The sequence below is a fragment of the Mucilaginibacter sp. P2_A5 genome, assembly GCF_056404995.1.
Genome location: NZ_JBFUCY010000009.1, coordinates 55,028 through 73,886 on the forward strand (window position 1 = coordinate 55,028; position 18,859 = coordinate 73,886).

Here is an 18,859-nt window from a genome sequence, read left to right on the forward strand (position 1 = left end):
AGCAAAGATAAGCTTTACCTTATTAATTGTTTAACGTTAAAGTAAGATTGACAAATTTATGAGAGGGAAGCCCCCAAGCTTCCTGAAAAGGGGGAGCTTCTGATTTGCAATTAATCTCGTTTATTACTACCCCTTTAGGGGATGGAAGACTCAAATCCAGGCTTTTCCCAACCGTTGGTCAAAGGTTTTTCACCATTGGTCAAACTAATTTCAGGCGTTTGCATCAAGTTGCTTCTTTTGATAAAAAAAGAAAGACTAATGGAAACCACACAACGTCAAACATACCTCGATTGGTTAAGGATCATCTCAATCCTGGGTGTACTATTTTTTCATTCGGCCATGCCCTTTGTGGCCGAGGATAGCTGGCACATTAAAAATGCGCAAACCAGCAACCTGATGATGGAATCAAATCACTTTTTGCACCTTTTTCGCATGCCGCTGCTCTTTTTTATTTCTGGTACCGTGAGTTACTACATGATGCAGCGGCGATCTGCTTTAAACTTCATCGGCTTACGTTTCCGCAGGCTGTTTATTCCATTACTGGTGGGCATGTTTATCATTGTCCCCCCTCAAATTTATATGGAGCGGCTGGCAAATGGCTATCACGGCAGCTACTGGCACTTTTATGCAAGTGTATTTAATTTTGTGCCTTATCCCAAAGGCAGTTTCAGCTGGCATCACCTATGGTTTATTGCTTACCTGTTTATTTACGATTTAATATTTGCCCCGGTATTTGCATGGATGGTCTCGCCCAAAAGTGATGGCTTTAAAACTAAACTCGCAGTCCTGGCGAAGGGTAAATGGATTTACCTGCTCATGTTGCCCGGCGTTATTTGGTTTACATTTTTAAGCTGGCAATTACCCGAAACAAACGACTTGATTCACGACGGATGCTATTTTGTTTACTGGCTGTTTTTTGTGTTGGCCGGCTTGATATGCATTGTACAGCCTAAACTAATGGACAGCCTGCAACGGAACCGGCGTTTTGCTTTAACTATTGGCTTTTTGAGCCTCATGTTATGGGAATGCCTGAGGTGGAATGGAATCGAACCTTTACACGCCCGCTGGCCATTTCAAAATATATTGTTTAGTTATGCTTTTACTGCTTTAAGGCCAATAATTGCCTGGGGATGGGTATTGGCTTTGGTTGGCTATGGCAAACAATATCTTAACCGCACCCATAAAGTGTTAAGTTATTTAAACCAGGCTGTGTATCCTTTTTATATTCTTCACCAAACTGTGATAGTGCTGCTGGTTTATTACATTGTGCAGGCGCCAAATGAAAGTATCCTGTCGAAATATATTTATACCGTTGGGATCACCTTTTTTATAACTATGCTTATTTATCATTTACTGGTGCGTCCATATGCCTTAACCCGCTTTTTATTTGGGATGAAACCTTTGGGGAAGAGTCAAGAACCAAGAGTCAAGAATCAAGAAGATGTTGCTGAACTGGAAAAGCTTGGCAGCCGCGAACCCCTTACTACATCCGTGGTATGAAATTGAGTTGCCAGGTAAGCAAATTTGCATAGTAAAAACAATTGTCATACCTTAAACAAGATCAAATTACGGCCTTAGCCTTAACTCTTGATTCTTAACTCTTGACTCTTTTCCCATGAAGTTTTTCAGGAAATATATTTTCCCCGCGTTGTATGGCCTGCTGGTATATTTTACCGTAAGGCTGCTGCATGACATTGAACATGATGAACTGTTTTGGAAAAGAGACTGGGGTTTAAATGTCCTTGAAATGACCTGCAGTGTATTGGTGGGCTATGTAGGCATATATATATTTGAGTGGCTCTTTCGGTTTTATGACAGGCGCTGGCCACTGCAGTTTAATTATCGGGGAGTAGTAAGAGAATTAATTATACTGGTGTCTGCTAACCTGGTTTTGGTGAACGTGATATTTACTCCAATGGCTGCATTGACTGACGACGGCCTATCCTGGGGTGATCTGGCAGATCTCACCATGATACCAACCCTATATGCCATTATTTATTATGGCATAGCCCGTAGCAGTACATGGTTAAAGGCCTACATTGCCAACAAGGTACAACTGGAAAAGTTGACTACCGATCAGTTGGAAACCGAACTTAAGTTTTTGAAAGCCCAATATCATCCACACTTTTTGTTTAATGCTTTAAACACCATTTATTTTCAGATGGATGAGGATGTGCCGGCGGCCAAGCAAAGCACAGAATTGCTTTCCAGTTTGTTAAGATACCAACTTTACGATCAGCAGCAACAGGTTCCTATAAGCCACGAATTGGAATACCTTCAAAACTACATCCGCTTTCAGCAAATTAGGGCCAGCAGTAAGTTGAAGCTTAATGTTTGCTTTGATGAAAAGTTAACAGACCAGCCAATTTACCCATTACTACTGCTGCCATTAGTTGAAAATGCTTTTAAATACGCGGGCGGCAATTTTGAAATCAGCATCAGTGCGAATATTAACGATGGGAAATTTATTTTTGCGGTAGTTAATGATGTGCCGGCGCAGATACTGCCTAAAGAAAGCTATACTGGTATTGGGTTAGGTAATCTGGGTCGCCGTTTACAGTTACTGTATCCTGGTAAACACAGGTTGGCTGTTGGCCGTGAAGGAAACCGTTTTTCGGCAGAGATAGAAATAGATTTTAACGAATGGGCCTGATAACTTGCATAATAACCGACGATGAACCTTTTGCCAGAAAAGGCTTGCAGGGCTATGTAGACAAGACCAGCTTTTTTGATTTAAAAGCGCAATGTGAGGATGCGATGGAACTAAGCGAGGTATTGGCAAAACAACCCGTCGACTTGTTGTTTTTAGATATTCAGATGCCGCATTTAACTGGGGTTGAGTTTATAAAGTCGTTACAAAATCCGCCAAAAGTGATATTTACAACCGCTTTTAAGGAATATGCGACAGATGGTTTTGACCTGGATGTGTTGGATTACCTGTTAAAACCCATCTCGTTTGAGCGTTTTATGAAAGCTGCCTTTAAGGCTAAAGATTATTTTGATCAAAAGGGGAGTAGCGGCATCGAAGTGGGATACATATTTGTTAAGAGCGAAGGCAAGCTTGAAAAAGTTGTTTTTGATGAGGTGTTGTTTGTGCAGGGCATGGAGAACTATGTAGTGATACAAACGGTCAACAAAAAAATCATCACCCACAGTACATTAAAAGCTTTTGGCGAAAGGCTACCGCAGCGTAAGTTCTTGCAAACTCATAAATCGTACTATGTGGCGTATGATAAGGTAACCTCAATTGATGGCAATATGCTGGATGTAGGAACACACCAGGTGCCTATCAGCAGGCAGCTACGGGAACAGGTAATGCAGTTGTTGATTAACAGGGGGAATAAATAATGATTTGTCGTAACACCAAACTTCGGAAGTTTTTGACCGGAACAGAATTTATGAGCTGTTTGAAAACACACGTTACTAATTCCGGTTCAATAATACTTAATTAAACTGTTCTTTTAACCGAACCAGTCTATCTATCATTAGGTTAAGTTTTTCTTCCTCGTTTTTAAACATCCTGGGTTTTAAGTAAAAAGTGGTAAACAAAAACCAGATGGTGATGGAGCTATAAGTGCCAATTTTAAATGCCAGGGAAGAGTTTTCCAACACCTCGATAAAGTATAACGCCAGCCCGGCGCTGATTAATAGTATGTAGATATAATAAAACCAACCTGTAATTTTCGACCGTGTTTTTTGATACTCTTTTAGGCTGTCCAAATACTCGGCCGGGTTAATGGTTGCGTCGCGCTTGCTTAAAATGTGATAGTGCCTCACGGTAAGCGCCAAATACATCAGCATGGTAAGCAATACTATTAAAATACCCGCCGTTGTAACCCCCGACTTGAACGCCAGGAAAAATGTAACAATGGCGGCAAATACGGTAACGGCCACCATGGCCACAATTGTCCAATACAACTTGTTGGTTATGCCGCGAATCCCCTTCTTTACCTGCTTCAGCACATCATCCACTGAAAGCTGATCTTGCTTTGGCTGTCCCTGCCAAACCGACATCAAATGATCAAAGTCTTTCATATTGGTTATATAATTCTGTTAACTTCTGTTTAATACGATAAATTTTCACCCTCAAATTCCCTTCTGATATGCCCGAAACTTCTGCTATTTCGGGGTACGGCACTTCATCAAGCACCAGTGTTATTATAATTCTTTCCGACTCCTCCAATTTTGATATACATTTATATAGCAAAGCAACCTGTTCGTTCTTTTCAGAGAATTCCTCTCGCTTAGTTTCGGCTATTTGTTCTGTAAGTTCATCTTTAGCCTGTCGTTTTTCCGATCGCAGGTAAGTTAAACACGTGTTTACGGCAATACGGTAGATCCAGGTAGAGATCATAGCCTGGTTGCGGAATTTATCCAGGTTTTGCCATACTTTTAAAAAAGTTTCCTGTAACAGGTCGTTCGCGGCGTCATCGTCGCCGGTATAACCATAGCACAAATGGAAAATCTTTTTAGAATTAGCTGCATAAATTTCCTTGAATGCTGCTTCTTTGTTGGCCACTGTTAATAGAATTTATATAGGTTAGATTATCTTAGTGTACATATGTTACAACAGGTAATCACTCTTTTTAAACCAGCTTAGTTTTTTTTCGGCGTCGGTAATCAACGCGTTATAGTTATCGGCAAAATCATATTGCAAATCTTCATGCAGTTTATTAATTAATGTTTTTACTTTTTCAACCTGCCGGGTCAATATCAACCGGATGGGTTTGTATGATGTACGCCTGTCGGCATATTCCAGGTAATTGCTGCAAAAATTCAGCAAAAACTCAATCTCGGCTGTTTTTGATCCGGTGAACTTAGTGTATTTACTTAGTAACCTTAAAATTTTGCGCATGCCTTTGGCTGCATTGTAGCTGAGGGCGGGCAGTTGGCTAAACATGAAGCCCGCTTCGGCTTTAACTTTTTCGATAAAGGCGGCTTCGTCATGTGCCTCAAATAGTAAATAGGCCAGCAATTCTTTATTTTCCTTTTTATAACGCGCCAGGCGAAGCAGCAATTCAGACAATTGCTCATGCGGCAAATGCTGAATTTCTTTTTTGATATGCTGTAGTCCGTAGGTAGTAACCGTCATGCGTTGTAAAGTTGGGTAAAATACTAAATAGAATCAAGTGCAGGAAATCCTGACGGAAAATGGTGCGTGGCAGAGAACAAAGCCAGGTTTACTGGATATTACTGGGTAGGATGAAAAAAAACAGGGTTAGCGAACATATTTCGCTAACCCTGTTTACTATTTAAGCTTCATTTATATTACTCAAGTACGGTAACGGTTACCGATGATTTATTTTGGGCATCGTGGTAAATGCGGTGAGTAGCTTTTTGAAAATCGGCATCGGTTGCCTGGTATATATCCACAAATTTTTGCGGATTACGGTCAACCAGCGGGAACCAGGAGTTTTGTACCTGGATCATTATCCGGTGACCTTTTCTGAAAGTATGGCCTACATCCGGCAGCGCATATTTCACTTCCGTAACTTTGCCCGGCACAAAAGCTTCGGGTTTTTCGAACGAGTTACGGAAGCGGCCCCTGAAAACTTCGCCCCGGATCAGCATCTGGTAACCGGCAAGTGTTACATTTTTAGGGTTAGGATTGGGGTTGGGGTAATCATCCGGGAAAACGTCAATCAGCTTTACCACATAGTCGGCATCGGTACCTGTGGTTGATGCAAACAGATCGGCTATTACAGGGCCCGTTAAGGTCATATCTTCGGTAAGGGTATCTGTTTGGTAAACCTTAACATCGGGGCGCCGGCCGGCAAAGCGCTGGTCGTCCAGCATGTATTCGCGTGTACGGCCTTTTTGTATGCCGTCCTGGTAGGGTACCGGTGCATTCGGGTCGCTCACATACTCGTCGAAGCTATCGGATGCCGATGGCGCTGTAAATGATAGCTTGCCATTGGGCTGAAAGTAAAGCGTTTTCTCTGTGGTGTTTTTTGGTGGCCAGGTTTCAAATTTTTTCCATTGGTTGCTGCCGGTTACAAATATGCTGGCTTCGGGCAGCTCCATTTTGCCTTCATCTTTAAGGTAATAATTAAAAAACGGAAGCTCAATATTTTCGCGGAACCATTCGGCGGTATTTGATCCAAAGTTTTGATCGGCAAACAAAGTAGCATCCTTACTCTCCCAGCCGCCATGAAACCATGGGCCCATAACCAGCATGTTTTTGTGGCTTTGAGGGTTTTGCTTTTCCAATGCGTCATACACATGCAGTGCGCCAAAACAGTCTTCGGCATCAAAAAAACCGCCCACTGTTATAGTAGCAGGTTTGATATTGGTTAAATGCGGGCGAATATTCATGGCCTTCCAAAATTCATCGTAATTTGGGTGCGACATTAAATCGTTCCAAAATTTGATCGAATCGCCCATGTAACGTTTTTTGAAGTTAGGCAGCGCGCCCATTTCCAGGTAAAACTTGTAGTTATCTTTAAATACGGGCTTTATATTGGTTTTAAATTCTTTTGGCGTGATAGGCTTAGGGCGCGGAACACCAAAGCTGCTATAAAAGTTGAAGGCATCCATCATCATAAAGGCTCCATTATGATGAAAATCGTCGCCAATGAACCAATCGGTAACCGGCGCCTGCGGTGATACCGCTTTTAATGCCGGGTGGGCATTTGGCAGCGAAGCAGTTGAATAAAAACCAGGGTAAGAAATACCCTCGATACCAACCCTGCCATTATTGTTAGGCAAGTTTTTTACCAGCCAGTCTATAGTGTCGTAAGTATCGGTACTTTCGTCAATATCAGTTTTGCTTTTTTTCTTGCCTGTTATCGGGCGTACATCTACATAATCTCCCTCACTCATCCATCTGCCGCGCACGTCCTGGTAAACAAATATATAACCGGCTTTGGCAAACAGCATATTTTGCCCAAGCGTACGCCTGTATTCGTTTTCGCCGTAAGGTGCAACGGTGTACGGTGTACGCGTCATCATGATGGGATATTTTTTTGTTTTATCCTTTGGCAGGTAAATGGAAGTGAATAGCTTTTTACCATCGCGCATGGTAATATACTTTTCCATCTTAGTGTAGTTGTCTTTAATGTAGGTAGCATCGTCGGGCGCCTGGGCACCGGCAAGCAAACACCATAAAGTAAGCCCTAAGCAAAGTAGCAGTTGTTTCATAAGTCAGTCAGTTAAGTGGCAATTTAACCAATTATGCGTAATTGGGTTGTTTGCCAACTTAATTGTTACAATGCCTGCAAAATTTATGTAAACAAAAACAACCGGCGTATATGCATGTACACCGGTCGTTTTAAATATTGCAGTAAATGTTATTTGCCGTCGTAGGCGTCCTGCAGGTCTTTAACAATCAGTTTATCCATTTTCATCATCGCTTGCATTGCCCTTGCCGAACCTTGGGGGTCGGCGCCGTATAACACCTTGCCCAGGGTATCGGGCACTATCTGCCACGACAGGCCAAATTTATCTTTCAGCCATCCGCATCTTGATTTTTGGCCCCCTTCAGATAGTTTATCCCAAAAGTAATCTACTTCATCCTGGTCTTTGCAATCAACAAACAGCGATATAGCTTCATTAAATTTAAACATGGGGCCGCCGTTAAGCGCCATAAATTGCTGGCCTGCCAGTGTGAAGGTGCCGGTCATCAGCCTGCCTGTTTTGCCGGGGCCTGCATCGCCATACCGGGCAAGGTCGCCTACGGCCGATCCTTCAAATACGGCGATATAAAAATTGATGGCCTCTTCGGCATTATTGTCGAACCATAAAAATGGGGTGATTTTTTGTCTGATTTCCATAATAGTTGATCAATTGATTTTGAATAATCAAATGTAGTTGCAAACAGGCTGCTTAATGCGGGCTAATCAAGACATTTTAGGGGGGCATTAACGAAAAACAACGATCGAAAGTTTTGGCGCGTGAAAATGCTGCATTAATTTATAGTATATATTTTTCTGATAGGTTATTATTTAAATTCTTTTTAACAATAAGAAAACATGACGCTATCGCCCTTGTAATTTGTTCACAATTAGGTAATTGATTGATATTGATATCGAGATTTTGGCTTAACCGGCGAAGGATATTTTTGTGCAAATTAATCAATTTGTAATGAAAAAAAATTTACTTAAGATTTCAAGGTTGTTACTTATTATAATTACTTCGGTACTTATGTGCGGTAACCTGTACGCCCAAAACATTACGGTTCGGGGTATAGTTTTAGACGAAAATAATCAACCCTTTCCTGGCGTGAGTGTTCAGATTAAAGGGACGGCGGCTGGTACCTTAACAAGCGGGGAGGGCCGGTTTACAATCGGTGCCGAAAAAGGCCAGGTATTAACCTTCAAATTTTTAGGTTATGCACCACAAGAGGTTACAATTGGCACTGACTTAAATTTGTCGATACAACTAAAAACCGATTCAAAAGCGTTAACAGAGATAGTAATTACTGCTTATGGCGTGAAAAAAGAAGTTAAGAGATTGGGTTACGCCGTTCAGGAAGTTAAAGGGTCTGAATTGATTAAAGCCCGTGACCCTAACCCTATTAACTCATTGGTAGGTAAAGTTGCCGGTTTATCAATAGGTGCCAATGCCGAGATGCTTGGCAGGCCAGAGATCGTTTTACGCGGTAGTAAAGATTTACTATTCGTAGTAGACGGTTCGCCAATTAACTCCGATACCTGGAACATAAGCGCCGATGACATTGAAACATATACGGTATTAAAGGGACCCAATGCCGCTGCTTTGTACGGCTCACGTGGCATTAACGGTGCCATCATCATCACTACCAAAAAAGGTTCAAAAGATAAAAAAGGCTGGCAAGTTGATTTCAATAGCAGTACTGTTTTGGATGGCTCCTGGATAGCTGTACCTAAGGCGCAAACCGAGTATGGCCGCGGTAACGGTTATCACTATGAATACCAGGCTAAAGACGGTTCGGGCAGCGCGCTTTATACGCCACAAGCCGATGCTTTGTATGACAACGGTAACCGGTTGGGTGAATATGGTCCGCGTTTTGAAGGTCAGTTGTTACGCCAGTACGATAGCCCGTATGATGCAGCTACGGGTAAAAGAACACCAACCCCCTGGGTTGCAAGAGGCAAGGATAACTACGATAACTTTGCACAACAAGGTTTTACAAATACAAGCAATATCGCTTTTGCCGGTAGCGGTACCAACTATTCAACCCGATTTTCTTATTCTCACCTTTATCAAAAAGGTATTTTCCCAAATACTGCTTTAAATTCAGATAACTTTAACCTTAGCGCAAGCTACAATATCAACGCTAAGCTGACGGTTGATGGTAACATTAACTTTAACAAACAATATAGTCCTAATGTGCCAGACGTTACATACGGTCCAAACAGCTATATCTATATGTTTAAAGTATATGGCTCGGCAGATTATGACGTTCGCGATTTAGAAGATATTTATAAAGGCCCTACCGGCGTCCCGGATTTGGTTCAATACGCGCAGGAATACGGACGTTTGAACAACCCTTGGTTTGTTGCAAAAAAATGGCTGCGTGGTCATGATAAAACTGATATTTACGCTTACCTAAAATTAAACTACGCTATAAGCAAAGACTTTAACGCAAGTTTACGTTCGCAGATCAGTACCTGGACTCAAAGAAAAACCGAGCAGGTTCCTTCTTCAGCTAATTTAAACAGCTATACCGGTATTATTGCCGATTATGCTTTTGGCTGGTATGGAGATTACCGGGAAGACAATCGTCAATTGTTTGAAAATAACACCGATTTTGCGTTAAATTACAACCATAAATTTGGTAAATGGAACGTTGGTGGTTTATTAGGTGCTAACTCACGTACTTTTACCTACAATTCTTTCTATGGTACCACCAGGGGCTTAGCATTGCCTAACGTTTACGTATTATCTAATTCGTCACTACCGGCATTAGAGTATACCTGGGATTCTAAAATGCAGGTATACAGCGGTTATTATTCACTTGACTTTGGTTACGATAAATATTTTAACGTTAACACCACCGGTCGTGTAGATAATCTTTCTACTTTACCAAAATCAAAAAATACATTCTTCTATCCATCAGTTTCATTATCAACTGTTGTAACAGATTACATAAAGCTGCCAGATTTTATTTCATTCCTGAAATTACGTGCATCTGTTGCTGATGTGAAAGGTGCATTAACCCAGTCTACCATAACTTCGGCTTTAACCCAGGTTACAGGTTATTCTACAAATACATTCTTAGGTTATAGCACAGATGTATATACAGCCTATGACGGCCCAAGCTATGCCAACCAAAATACCGCTGCTTATGCCAGCTACTATAACAACACAGCTTCTGTAGCCTATTCAAATACTTTGGCTAATGCTGCTTTAAAGCCTTTCAACCGTTTGTCATGGGAGTATGGTGCCGATTTGCGCTTATTCCAAAATCGTTTAAATTTTGATGCGACTTATTTTGATACCCAAAATGGCCCGCAGATTTATCCTTATACCCTTGCTCCGTCAACAGGTTATTCTGCTGTAAACGTTAACGCTATTACCACTAAACGTACAGGTTTTGAAATAGCTGCTAACCTAGGTATCTTCAGAAAATCAGGTGGCTTTAATTGGGACTTGGGCGTAAACTACTCAACATTTAAAGAAACCTTATCGTCGGTTCTTGATAACGATAAATCAGTTACCACACTTGCGCTGGGTAACCACGTTTATAAAATAGGCGACAGGTTAGACGAAGTTTACGGTACTAAATATCTCCGTGACGGTAGCGGTAACGTTGTTTATAAAGCCGACGGAACCTTACTTACTGCTTCGGGTACCAACGCTCAAACTACTGGTTCATTAGGTTTTCTTAACCCCGATTATACCTTCGGTATCATTAACAGATTTTCATATAAATCTTTCGGTTTAAGCTTCCAGTTTGATGGCCGTGTTGGTGGTAAAATTTATGATTACAATTACTATGCTGCACGCCAGGGCGGTACAGATCTGTCAACTGTAACAGGTGTAGTAGGCGCTGCCCGTTTAGCCGAATGGCAGTCGACCAAAACCGGTACACAAGCACCAACTCCGGCTTTGGTTGGTAATGAGTTAGGTAGTGGTGTTGTTATCACTTCTGGTACCCCTCAATTTGTTAATGGAGTGATCTCAAACGCAGATCAGTTGACTTTCAGTCCAAATAGTAAACCAATCCTGGTTCAAGCTTACCTAAACGGTACAATTAAAAGCATTGATGAGGCCTGGATGATCAGTCGTTCATTCGCCAAACTGCGTGAGGTTACTTTAAGTTATACGCTGCCACAAAGCGCGTTAAAAAACACATTTATCAAAAGCCTTACCTTCTCGTTGGTTGGCCGTAACTTATTGTATTTCGCTGCCCGTAAGGATTTCGACATCGACCAATATGCTTCAGGTTTCAACTCAAGCGACCGTACTACTCAAAACAATAGCGGTTTGCAGAGCTCAACCACCCGTAAATACGGCTTTAACCTGAATCTTTCATTCTAATAACACATAGTTGATCAATCATAAAATGAATCACATGACAAAAAAATTAAAAATTGTAGCTGCCGGATTAATGTTAGCAGCCACAATTAGCAGTTGCCAAAAGGGTAACCTGCCGGCAAATCCCAATGCTATAAACGCTGAAGCCACGGTGCCGGTATCGTTGATATTAAACCACATTACGGCCAACTTCATTCGTCAAGAAGAAATGCCTCTTGGTCAGGACGCTTCGTATAATAAAAATGGATACAAAGCGGCTCAGTTTATGGTATCTAACTACGATAAATATTGGGGTACCAATGAATATAGCTGGAGCTACAGCGGTCACGCATACGATATTTTGAAATACGCCATCCAGTTAGAGAATCAGTCAGTAAAACAAGTGGGCGCAAACAATAAATATCTTGCTGTTGCTAAGTTTTTCCGTGCTTATTCTGCTATTTGGTTATCGCAGCGTGTTGGTGATATACCCATGAGCCAGGCTGGCGATCCTATCAAATACCCAACACCTGTTTTTGATACGCAGCACGATGTTTATAAAAACGCGCTGCAATTATTGGATGATGCAAATACCATGTTCAATGCCATTTTAACATCTGCAACACAAAACTCATCTTTTGCTCCGGGTGGTGATATCTTTAACTTAACTAACCTGCAATGGCAAAAATTGGTTAACACTTACCGTTTACGTGTGTTGATAAGCTTAAGTAAACGTGCAGTTGATAACGCCGATTTGAACATCAAAACGCAATTTGCTGCAATTTTGGGTAACCCAACAAAATACCCAATTATGACGGCAAACAGCGATAATATGGTTTATAAATTTAACTCGGTTAACTTATATCCAATTTTTGCTTCCGGTACCAATAACTACAATAACTTTTTGTTTGTTGGTAAACCCGTTTTAGACATCACAACCTCTACTGCCGATCCGCGCACATTTTTGATGGCAACCCCGGTTGATAAAACCAAATTTGCCTCATTCTCCAGTTACCAGGGAGCCCCTACAGGCGCTTCAATTTCTGTATTGTTCTCCAGCACTTATTCAAACTTTAACGGTTTCCGTTATGATTTAGTTAAAACCGGTGACAATGCCGAGCCATTCATCTTTATTGGTTACCCGGAAATGTGTTTCAATATAGCCGAAGCCATCAATCGTGGTTGGGTTAGTACTTCAGGTGTATCTGATGCCCAAAGCTGGTATAACAAAGGCGTGACAGCATCTTTTGCAAACTTTGGTTTAACGCTTAACGCTGCCGCAAATCAAAATGTTAATACGTCGGATGTGGGTGGTACTATTTTAGGGTCTGTAACTACTGATTATAGTACATTCCTGAATAACATTGCTTATAATACCACTAATAGCGCTGCTGCTTTAACTCAAATTTTAACTCAAAAGTACGTAGCTATGTTTAACAACTCTGGTTGGGAAGCATTTTACAATTATCGCCGTACTGGTGTTCCGGCATTTGCAACAGGTACTGCAAATACAGGTTATGGTACTGTAGCTGGTCAGGTTGGTATTATACCTCGTCGTCTTTTATACCCATTAGACGAAATTAATGCCAATAACGCCAACTATAAAACATCAATAGGCACCCAGTTTGGTGGTACCGATGATGTTACAAAAGATACCTGGTTGACAAAATAAAATCATCCTAAACTATATACACTTTACTGAAACAGGGGCTTAGCAATAAGCACCCTGTTTTTACATTTTAATCAGCATATGAAAACATTTAAATTACTACTGGGCATTATTTGTTTAGCCGCCTCGGCCCGGGCACAGGTTGCCGACAGTGCGAAACGTAAAGTTGAACTTCAGGGTGCTGTAAACTTTCGCGATCTGGGCGGATATACAACCAAAGATGGCCGCCATGTAAAATGGGGCAAAATTTACCGCAGCGCCGATATGAGCAAACTTACCGACCAGGACCTGGCCGTATTAAGCGACCGTAAAATTAATTATGATGTCGACTTACGCGGAACCGAGGAATCAAAGAAAGCCCCGGACAGGTTAAACCCCAATACCGATTACATTTTATGTCCTGCAGGTAGCGATAGTGTGGGCAATATGATGGCAAGCTTTAGAGGTAAAACCAGCGGAGACTCGATAATGCAAGCTTACTATAGCAATACTACTTACCTGGCTGATAGATATAAACCCTTTTTTGGCAAGCTTTTAGGTATGCCGGAAGATAAAAGCCTGGTATTCCATTGCACCGCAGGTAAAGACAGAACAGGAATAGGCGCCGCTTTATTACTTTATAGTCTTGGCGTTCCGTATGAAACCATTATAAACGATTATAAAGCATCAAACTATTACCGTGCAGCCGAAAATGAGAAAACAGCAAAAAGCATGGCTAAGTTTATGCAAATAAATGAAACCGTTGCAAAGGATGTAATGAGCGTAAAAAAAGAATACCTTGATGCAACCTTTAATGCAATAAAAAAACGATATGGCTCGGTAGACAATTTCCTCAAAGCACAAATGGGCTTAAGCGCTGATGATTTGAAAACCTTACGTAAAAAATACCTTGATTAATTGCTGCCAATTAATTTGATTTCATGAGGCCACTTTTAGTGGCCTTTGTTTTTGGAGTTGTAATATTTTGGTTAGCTTTAAAGCAATAACATCTAATATCAAATGACAAGACAATTCATAAAATGGATAGCGCCTGCAATTATTGCAGCGTTGTTTTTTGCCTGCAAGCAACCTTCGATTTCCCAGCCGGGCGATGTTACTTTAAGCAGTTATTTTAGCGATACAACAGCCGGCGTAAAAACCGGAGGCGTGCAGGTTGTAACCATAAATACCCCTAAGGGCAAATTTCATGTATGGACAAAAAAAATAGGCAGCAACCCTAAAATTAAGTTATTGCTGCTTAACGGCGGCCCGGGCGCTACACACGAATACTTTGAGTGTATGGAAAGCTTTTTGCCTGCCGAGGGCATCGAGTTGATTTATTATGATCAGTTGGGTTGTGGTAACTCAGATAACCCAAAGGATACGTCCATGTGGAGCCTGCCCCGTTATGTTGAAGAGGTAGAGCAGGTGCGACATGCCTTAAAGCTGGATAGCACTAACTTTTACCTGCTTGGCCACTCGTGGGGGGGCATCCTTGCCATGGAGTACGCTCAAAAATATCAGCAAAACCTGAAAGGGCTTATCATTTCAAATATGATGATGAGCGTGCCTGCTTATGGCAAGTATGCCGATGAAGTGTTGGCAAAGCAACTTGATCCTAAAGTTTTGGCGCGCATAAGGGCGATAGAAGCTAAAGGGGATTTTGAAAACCCGGAATATATGGCTTTGCTTATGCCTAATTTTTATGTAAAACACATTTGCCGTATCCCGCTTGACCAATGGCCCGAGCCGGTGAACCGTTCATTTGCTAAAATGAACCAATCGTTATATGTAACCATGCAAGGCCCAAGCGAATTTGGTGTTGCCGGTAAGCTGCTAAACTGGGACAGGATGGCCGATTTGCCAAAAATTGCCGTGCCAACACTAAGTATAGGCGGGCAGTATGACACTATGGATCCTAAACATATGGAAAAAGTATCTCAATTGCTACAAAACGGTAGTTACCTGTATTGCCCCAACGGAAGCCATATGAGTATGTATGACGACCAGCAAACCTACATGACAGGCCTCATCAAATTTATAAAAGGAGTGGATGCAGGCGAAAAGAAGATAAAACTGTAACCGCCTTCAAATTCAAAATACAACGCCCTGAGCCTTTATCTGCCGGGGCGTTTTGCTTTGGTAAACTGTTTTTTTGTGGGCAAACAATACAAATTTACAAGCTTCCTTTTATATCGCAAAATCGCCTTTTATTCATGCACAAAACAGGTAAAAAGAGGTTATTAATTCAAACTTTTTTGCAATAAATGTGCTATTTATTGATACAAATACTACATTTTTTAACACAAAAATAAAATGGAGCTTTTTTTTCAAAAAAAATCAAAAAAGCGCCCGGAAAAATCGGAAATCGTAAGCTTTAAAACAGGCTGCTCGGCCAGCTCTCCACTCTTGTGGTTGAGGCGGCAAAATTAAACCGGCCGGTAAAATGATTAAAATGTTTAAACATGCAATTTATCATTGAACAAAAAAAAGTTTACCACTTTTAACCGGAATGATTTTAAAATAAGAGATTTGCTGTCGCCGAGTTATAAATACATCTAAACACCCTATTGAAAAATGATTTTTGCATCGTACCCTAAATTTAAAAAAGGCGCCTGTTTACTGGCCGCCGGCTTACTGCTCGCCGGAACAGTTAATGCCCAGCAAAACACTACAAAAACTCAAAAAGACGAAGTAGACTTTGTTAACCCACTGATAGGTACCGCCATTACCGGTTTTGCCAAAGGCCTTGATGGCGGCGGCACCATGCCCTGCGTAAATGTGCCCTTTGCCATGACAAACTTTGTTGCCCAAACAGGCGAAAGCAAAATGGGCCGTATGTGTTATCAATACGAGGATAAAACCGTTATCGGCCTGCTGGCCACTCACCAACCAACGGTTTGGATGGGCGATTACGGTTATGTATCTATCATGCCCCAGGTAGGTAACCTGCGCGTATTACCAAACGAACGCAAATTAACCTACAATCATAAAGACGAGATAGCAAAGCCTTACTACTATTCGGTTAAGTTAAAGGCTGATAATAAAACGTTTATCAAATCGGAGATAGCAGGAGCAAATACCTGCGGCATGTTCCGGTTTACTTTTCCGGCTGCCGAAAGAGCCCACCTCATTATCCAGGGCATAAACCTAAATCCCCCGCTTAAAGATTGGGCGAACGATTATGCACCGAGACTTAAAAAGCTAAGGGGCTATGTGCATATTGATACCATCAATAATGAGATAACCGGCTACAATCCCGATAGGCAATCGGCCCAGATAGGGCCCGAGCTTAAAAATTTTAAAGGCTATTTTATTATCAGGTTTGATAAGCAGATCCGTAAATACGGCACCTGGGATAAAAATGTCATCAAAAAAGGCGGTAAAGAACAATTTGGTACCCGCATGGGCGCATTCATTTCTTTTAAAACAATAACCAATACCCAGATCAAGGTAGCCGTGGCCACATCATTTATTAGTATTGACCAGGCCCGCCACAATCTTAAAAAAGAAATTCCCGATTGGGATTTTGAGAAAGTGGTAAAGGATACCCGCGACAACTGGCAGCAGCAACTAAAGGTACTCCAGGTGAACGGCGTAACCAACGAGCAAAGAACAATATTTTATACAGCGCTATATCATACATTATTGTTCCCAAGGCAATTTTCGGAGTATGGCAGGTACTATAGCGCTTTTGACGATAAAGTACATAACGGAGTTTCATATAATGATTATTCGCTTTGGGATACGTTCCGGGCTTTGCACCCCTTATTAACATTAACCCAGCCCGAACGTGTAAACGGCATGGTGAAATCGTTATTGCAGATGTACAAAGAGGGCGGCTGGATGCCTATGTGGCCGAACCCAACTTATACCAATATTATGATAGGTACCCATGCCGACGCTGTGGTAGCCGATGCTTATGTGAAAGGTTTTCGCGGGTATAGCACCAAACTGGCTTATGAAGCCATGCATAAAGATGCTTTTACGGCTCCCGATGGCGATACACAAAAAAAATGGGGCGACCGCGACCTTTGGACAAGCTATGAAGCCCGCGGCGGCCTTATTAACTATCATAAACTGGGTTATGTTCCTGTTGATAAAACCCGTGAGTCGGTTTCGCGGACTATTGAGTATGGCATTGATGATTATTGCGTGGCCCAGGTGGCTAAGGCATTGGGTAAGGATGACGACTATAAACAGCTGATGGCCTGGAGCCAAAACTATAAAAACGTATATAACAACGCTACAGGCTTTATGGCACCGCGTAACGCCAACGGACAATGGTCGGCCAAGCCGGATAGCGGGTTTACCGAAGGCACCAAGTGGACATATACCTTTGGCGCCATGCAGGACGTACCGGGCATGATAGCCCTTATGGGCGGCGAAAAAGCATTTGCCGATAAGCTATCCCATAATTTTACCGACGGCCACTACAGGGCCGATAATGAGCCAGGGCACCATTACATATACCTGTTTAACTATTGCGGCATGCCCTGGAAAACCCAGGAACTGGTAAGGCAAAACGTAGGCTGGCAAAATTACCGCAACGCCCCGGTAGGCATCAACGGTAACGATGATTGCGGCCAAACATCTGCCTGGTATATTTTTAGTACCATGGGCTTTTACCCGGTTACCCCTGCGTCGGGCATGTATAGTATTGGTGCTCCTCAATTTCCTTATATTGCCCTAAGCCTGCAAAATGGCAATAAGCTGGTTATTAAAGCCATCGATCTATCGGCACAAAACAAATACGTGAAGGCAGTTACATTTGATGGCCAGCCCATAAAAAACCATATGATATCGCACGAGCAGATAAGCCACGGCGGCACATTGGAATTTAAGATGACGAGTGTACCGCAAAAAGATTGATGTGCAGATTTCAGATGTGCAGATTTTTTCCTTACCGGTGGTCGGCGCAGGATATCGAAATAGAATTTAAATAATTCACAGTTGATGAAAGAATTGATGATAGATCAATTGAAAGTTGAAGTATCGGGCAGCCGGCACCTCATGGGCATAGCGGCAGCAAACGCCGTCACGGAAAAAATCAACCAATTGCTAAAAGCAAAGCAATTCGTTAATATCATTTTCGCGGCGGCCCCGTCGCAAAATGAGTTTTTGGATGAATTGCTGAAAAGGGATATAGATTGGACAAGTGTCAGAGCTTTTCACATGGATGAATACCTTAACCTGGATGCGGACGCACCACAAGGTTTTGGCAATTTTTTAAAAGAACGCCTGTTTGGCAAGGTTCCTTTTAAAGCGGTACATTATCTTAACGGCAACGCCGCCGATGCGGAGCAGGAATGTCTCCGTTACGTAGACTTGCTAAACCAATTCCCGCCGGATGTTGTTTGCCTGGGCATCGGCGAAAACACGCACCTTGCTTTCAACGACCCACATGTGGCCGATTTTAATGATCAGGTTTTAGTTAAAATTGTCGATCTGGACAATGCCTGTCGCGTACAGCAGGTAAATGATGGTTGTTTTGCCAGGATAGAAGATGTGCCCACCCATGCCTTAACACTCACTATTCCCGCATTGATAAATACCCCTTTTGCGTTTGCCATTGTGCCGGGCGAAAATAAAGCAGTGGCAGTTGGGCATACGATAAATGCAGCAATATCAGAAAAATACCCTTCAACGATATTGCGAACGCACCCGGATGCTGTATTATTTGTTGATGATAAAAGTGGAGCGTATATTTAAGCATCCCGTTTAAAAAATAAATTTGGGAAACGAAAGCAGCACCCGCTAAGATTGCGATTC

General features: G+C 42.0%; 14 protein-coding genes. 9 read left to right on the forward strand and 5 right to left on the reverse strand.

Going from position 1 to position 18,859, the window contains the following annotated elements; translation table 11 throughout:
* Positions 1–258: 258 nt before the first annotated feature.
* The 3 genes from AC1DXF_RS09610 to AC1DXF_RS09620 all read left to right on the forward strand — a co-directional run bounded on the left by AC1DXF_RS09610 (position 259) and on the right by AC1DXF_RS09620 (position 3,348).
* Entirely contained in the window at positions 259–1,500 is a 1,242-nt protein-coding gene (locus tag AC1DXF_RS09610) for an acyltransferase family protein (protein ID WP_477448087.1), read from the forward strand.
* Between the two features lie 115 nt (positions 1,501–1,615).
* Positions 1,616–2,653 carry a sensor histidine kinase gene (locus AC1DXF_RS09615; RefSeq protein WP_477448088.1) on the forward strand — a complete coding sequence of 346 codons (1,038 nt, stop codon included), beginning with the start codon at positions 1,616–1,618 and terminating at the stop codon, positions 2,651–2,653.
* On the forward strand, positions 2,644–3,348 hold the full coding sequence (locus AC1DXF_RS09620; RefSeq protein WP_477448089.1) for a LytR/AlgR family response regulator transcription factor: 705 nt from the start codon (positions 2,644–2,646) through the stop codon (positions 3,346–3,348). Before AC1DXF_RS09615 ends, AC1DXF_RS09620 begins: the two co-directional genes overlap by 10 nt.
* A 96-nt stretch (positions 3,349–3,444) precedes the next feature.
* Here AC1DXF_RS09620 and AC1DXF_RS09625 read toward each other — a convergent pair whose 3' ends face one another.
* The 5 genes from AC1DXF_RS09625 to AC1DXF_RS09645 all read right to left on the reverse strand — a co-directional run bounded on the left by AC1DXF_RS09625 (position 3,445) and on the right by AC1DXF_RS09645 (position 7,772).
* Entirely contained in the window at positions 3,445–4,035 is a 591-nt protein-coding gene (locus AC1DXF_RS09625) for a hypothetical protein (protein ID WP_090650382.1), read from the reverse strand.
* Positions 4,022–4,519, reverse strand: a complete 498-nt coding sequence (locus AC1DXF_RS09630; RefSeq protein ID WP_147060001.1) for an RNA polymerase sigma factor — start codon at positions 4,517–4,519, stop codon at positions 4,022–4,024. The genes AC1DXF_RS09625 and AC1DXF_RS09630 overlap by 14 nt, the downstream gene beginning before the upstream one ends.
* A gap of 45 nt (positions 4,520–4,564) precedes the next feature.
* Complete coding sequence (locus tag AC1DXF_RS09635; RefSeq protein ID WP_477448090.1) at positions 4,565–5,092, reverse strand: hypothetical protein; 528 nt, start codon at positions 5,090–5,092, stop codon at positions 4,565–4,567.
* A 176-nt stretch (positions 5,093–5,268) separates the two neighbouring features.
* Positions 5,269–7,140: a CocE/NonD family hydrolase gene (locus tag AC1DXF_RS09640; RefSeq protein ID WP_477448091.1), complete on the reverse strand. Its 1,872-nt coding sequence runs from the start codon at positions 7,138–7,140 to the stop codon at positions 5,269–5,271.
* A gap of 149 nt (positions 7,141–7,289) precedes the next feature.
* Positions 7,290–7,772 (reverse strand): VOC family protein, encoded by a 483-nt coding sequence (locus AC1DXF_RS09645; RefSeq protein ID WP_477448092.1) that lies wholly within the window; start codon positions 7,770–7,772, stop codon positions 7,290–7,292.
* 310 nt (positions 7,773–8,082) lie between these two features.
* Here AC1DXF_RS09645 and AC1DXF_RS09650 point away from each other — a divergent pair, with 310 nt between their 5' ends.
* The 6 genes from AC1DXF_RS09650 to AC1DXF_RS09675 all read left to right on the forward strand — a co-directional run bounded on the left by AC1DXF_RS09650 (position 8,083) and on the right by AC1DXF_RS09675 (position 18,799).
* Complete coding sequence (locus tag AC1DXF_RS09650) at positions 8,083–11,463, forward strand: SusC/RagA family TonB-linked outer membrane protein (protein WP_477448093.1); 3,381 nt, start codon at positions 8,083–8,085, stop codon at positions 11,461–11,463.
* 34 nt (positions 11,464–11,497) lie between these two features.
* Entirely contained in the window at positions 11,498–13,111 is a 1,614-nt protein-coding gene (locus AC1DXF_RS09655) for a SusD/RagB family nutrient-binding outer membrane lipoprotein (protein ID WP_477448094.1), read from the forward strand.
* 78 nt (positions 13,112–13,189) lie between these two features.
* Positions 13,190–14,005 carry a tyrosine-protein phosphatase gene (locus tag AC1DXF_RS09660; RefSeq protein ID WP_477448095.1) on the forward strand — a complete coding sequence of 272 codons (816 nt, stop codon included), beginning with the start codon at positions 13,190–13,192 and terminating at the stop codon, positions 14,003–14,005.
* 102 nt (positions 14,006–14,107) lie between these two features.
* Positions 14,108–15,169: a proline iminopeptidase-family hydrolase gene (locus AC1DXF_RS09665; RefSeq protein WP_477448096.1), complete on the forward strand. Its 1,062-nt coding sequence runs from the start codon at positions 14,108–14,110 to the stop codon at positions 15,167–15,169.
* A gap of 495 nt (positions 15,170–15,664) precedes the next feature.
* Positions 15,665–17,959: a GH92 family glycosyl hydrolase gene (locus tag AC1DXF_RS09670; RefSeq protein WP_477448097.1), complete on the forward strand. Its 2,295-nt coding sequence runs from the start codon at positions 15,665–15,667 to the stop codon at positions 17,957–17,959.
* Positions 17,960–18,043: 84 nt separating this feature from the next.
* Complete coding sequence (locus AC1DXF_RS09675) at positions 18,044–18,799, forward strand: glucosamine-6-phosphate deaminase (protein WP_477448098.1); 756 nt, start codon at positions 18,044–18,046, stop codon at positions 18,797–18,799.
* The last annotated feature ends 60 nt before the right edge of the window (positions 18,800–18,859 follow it).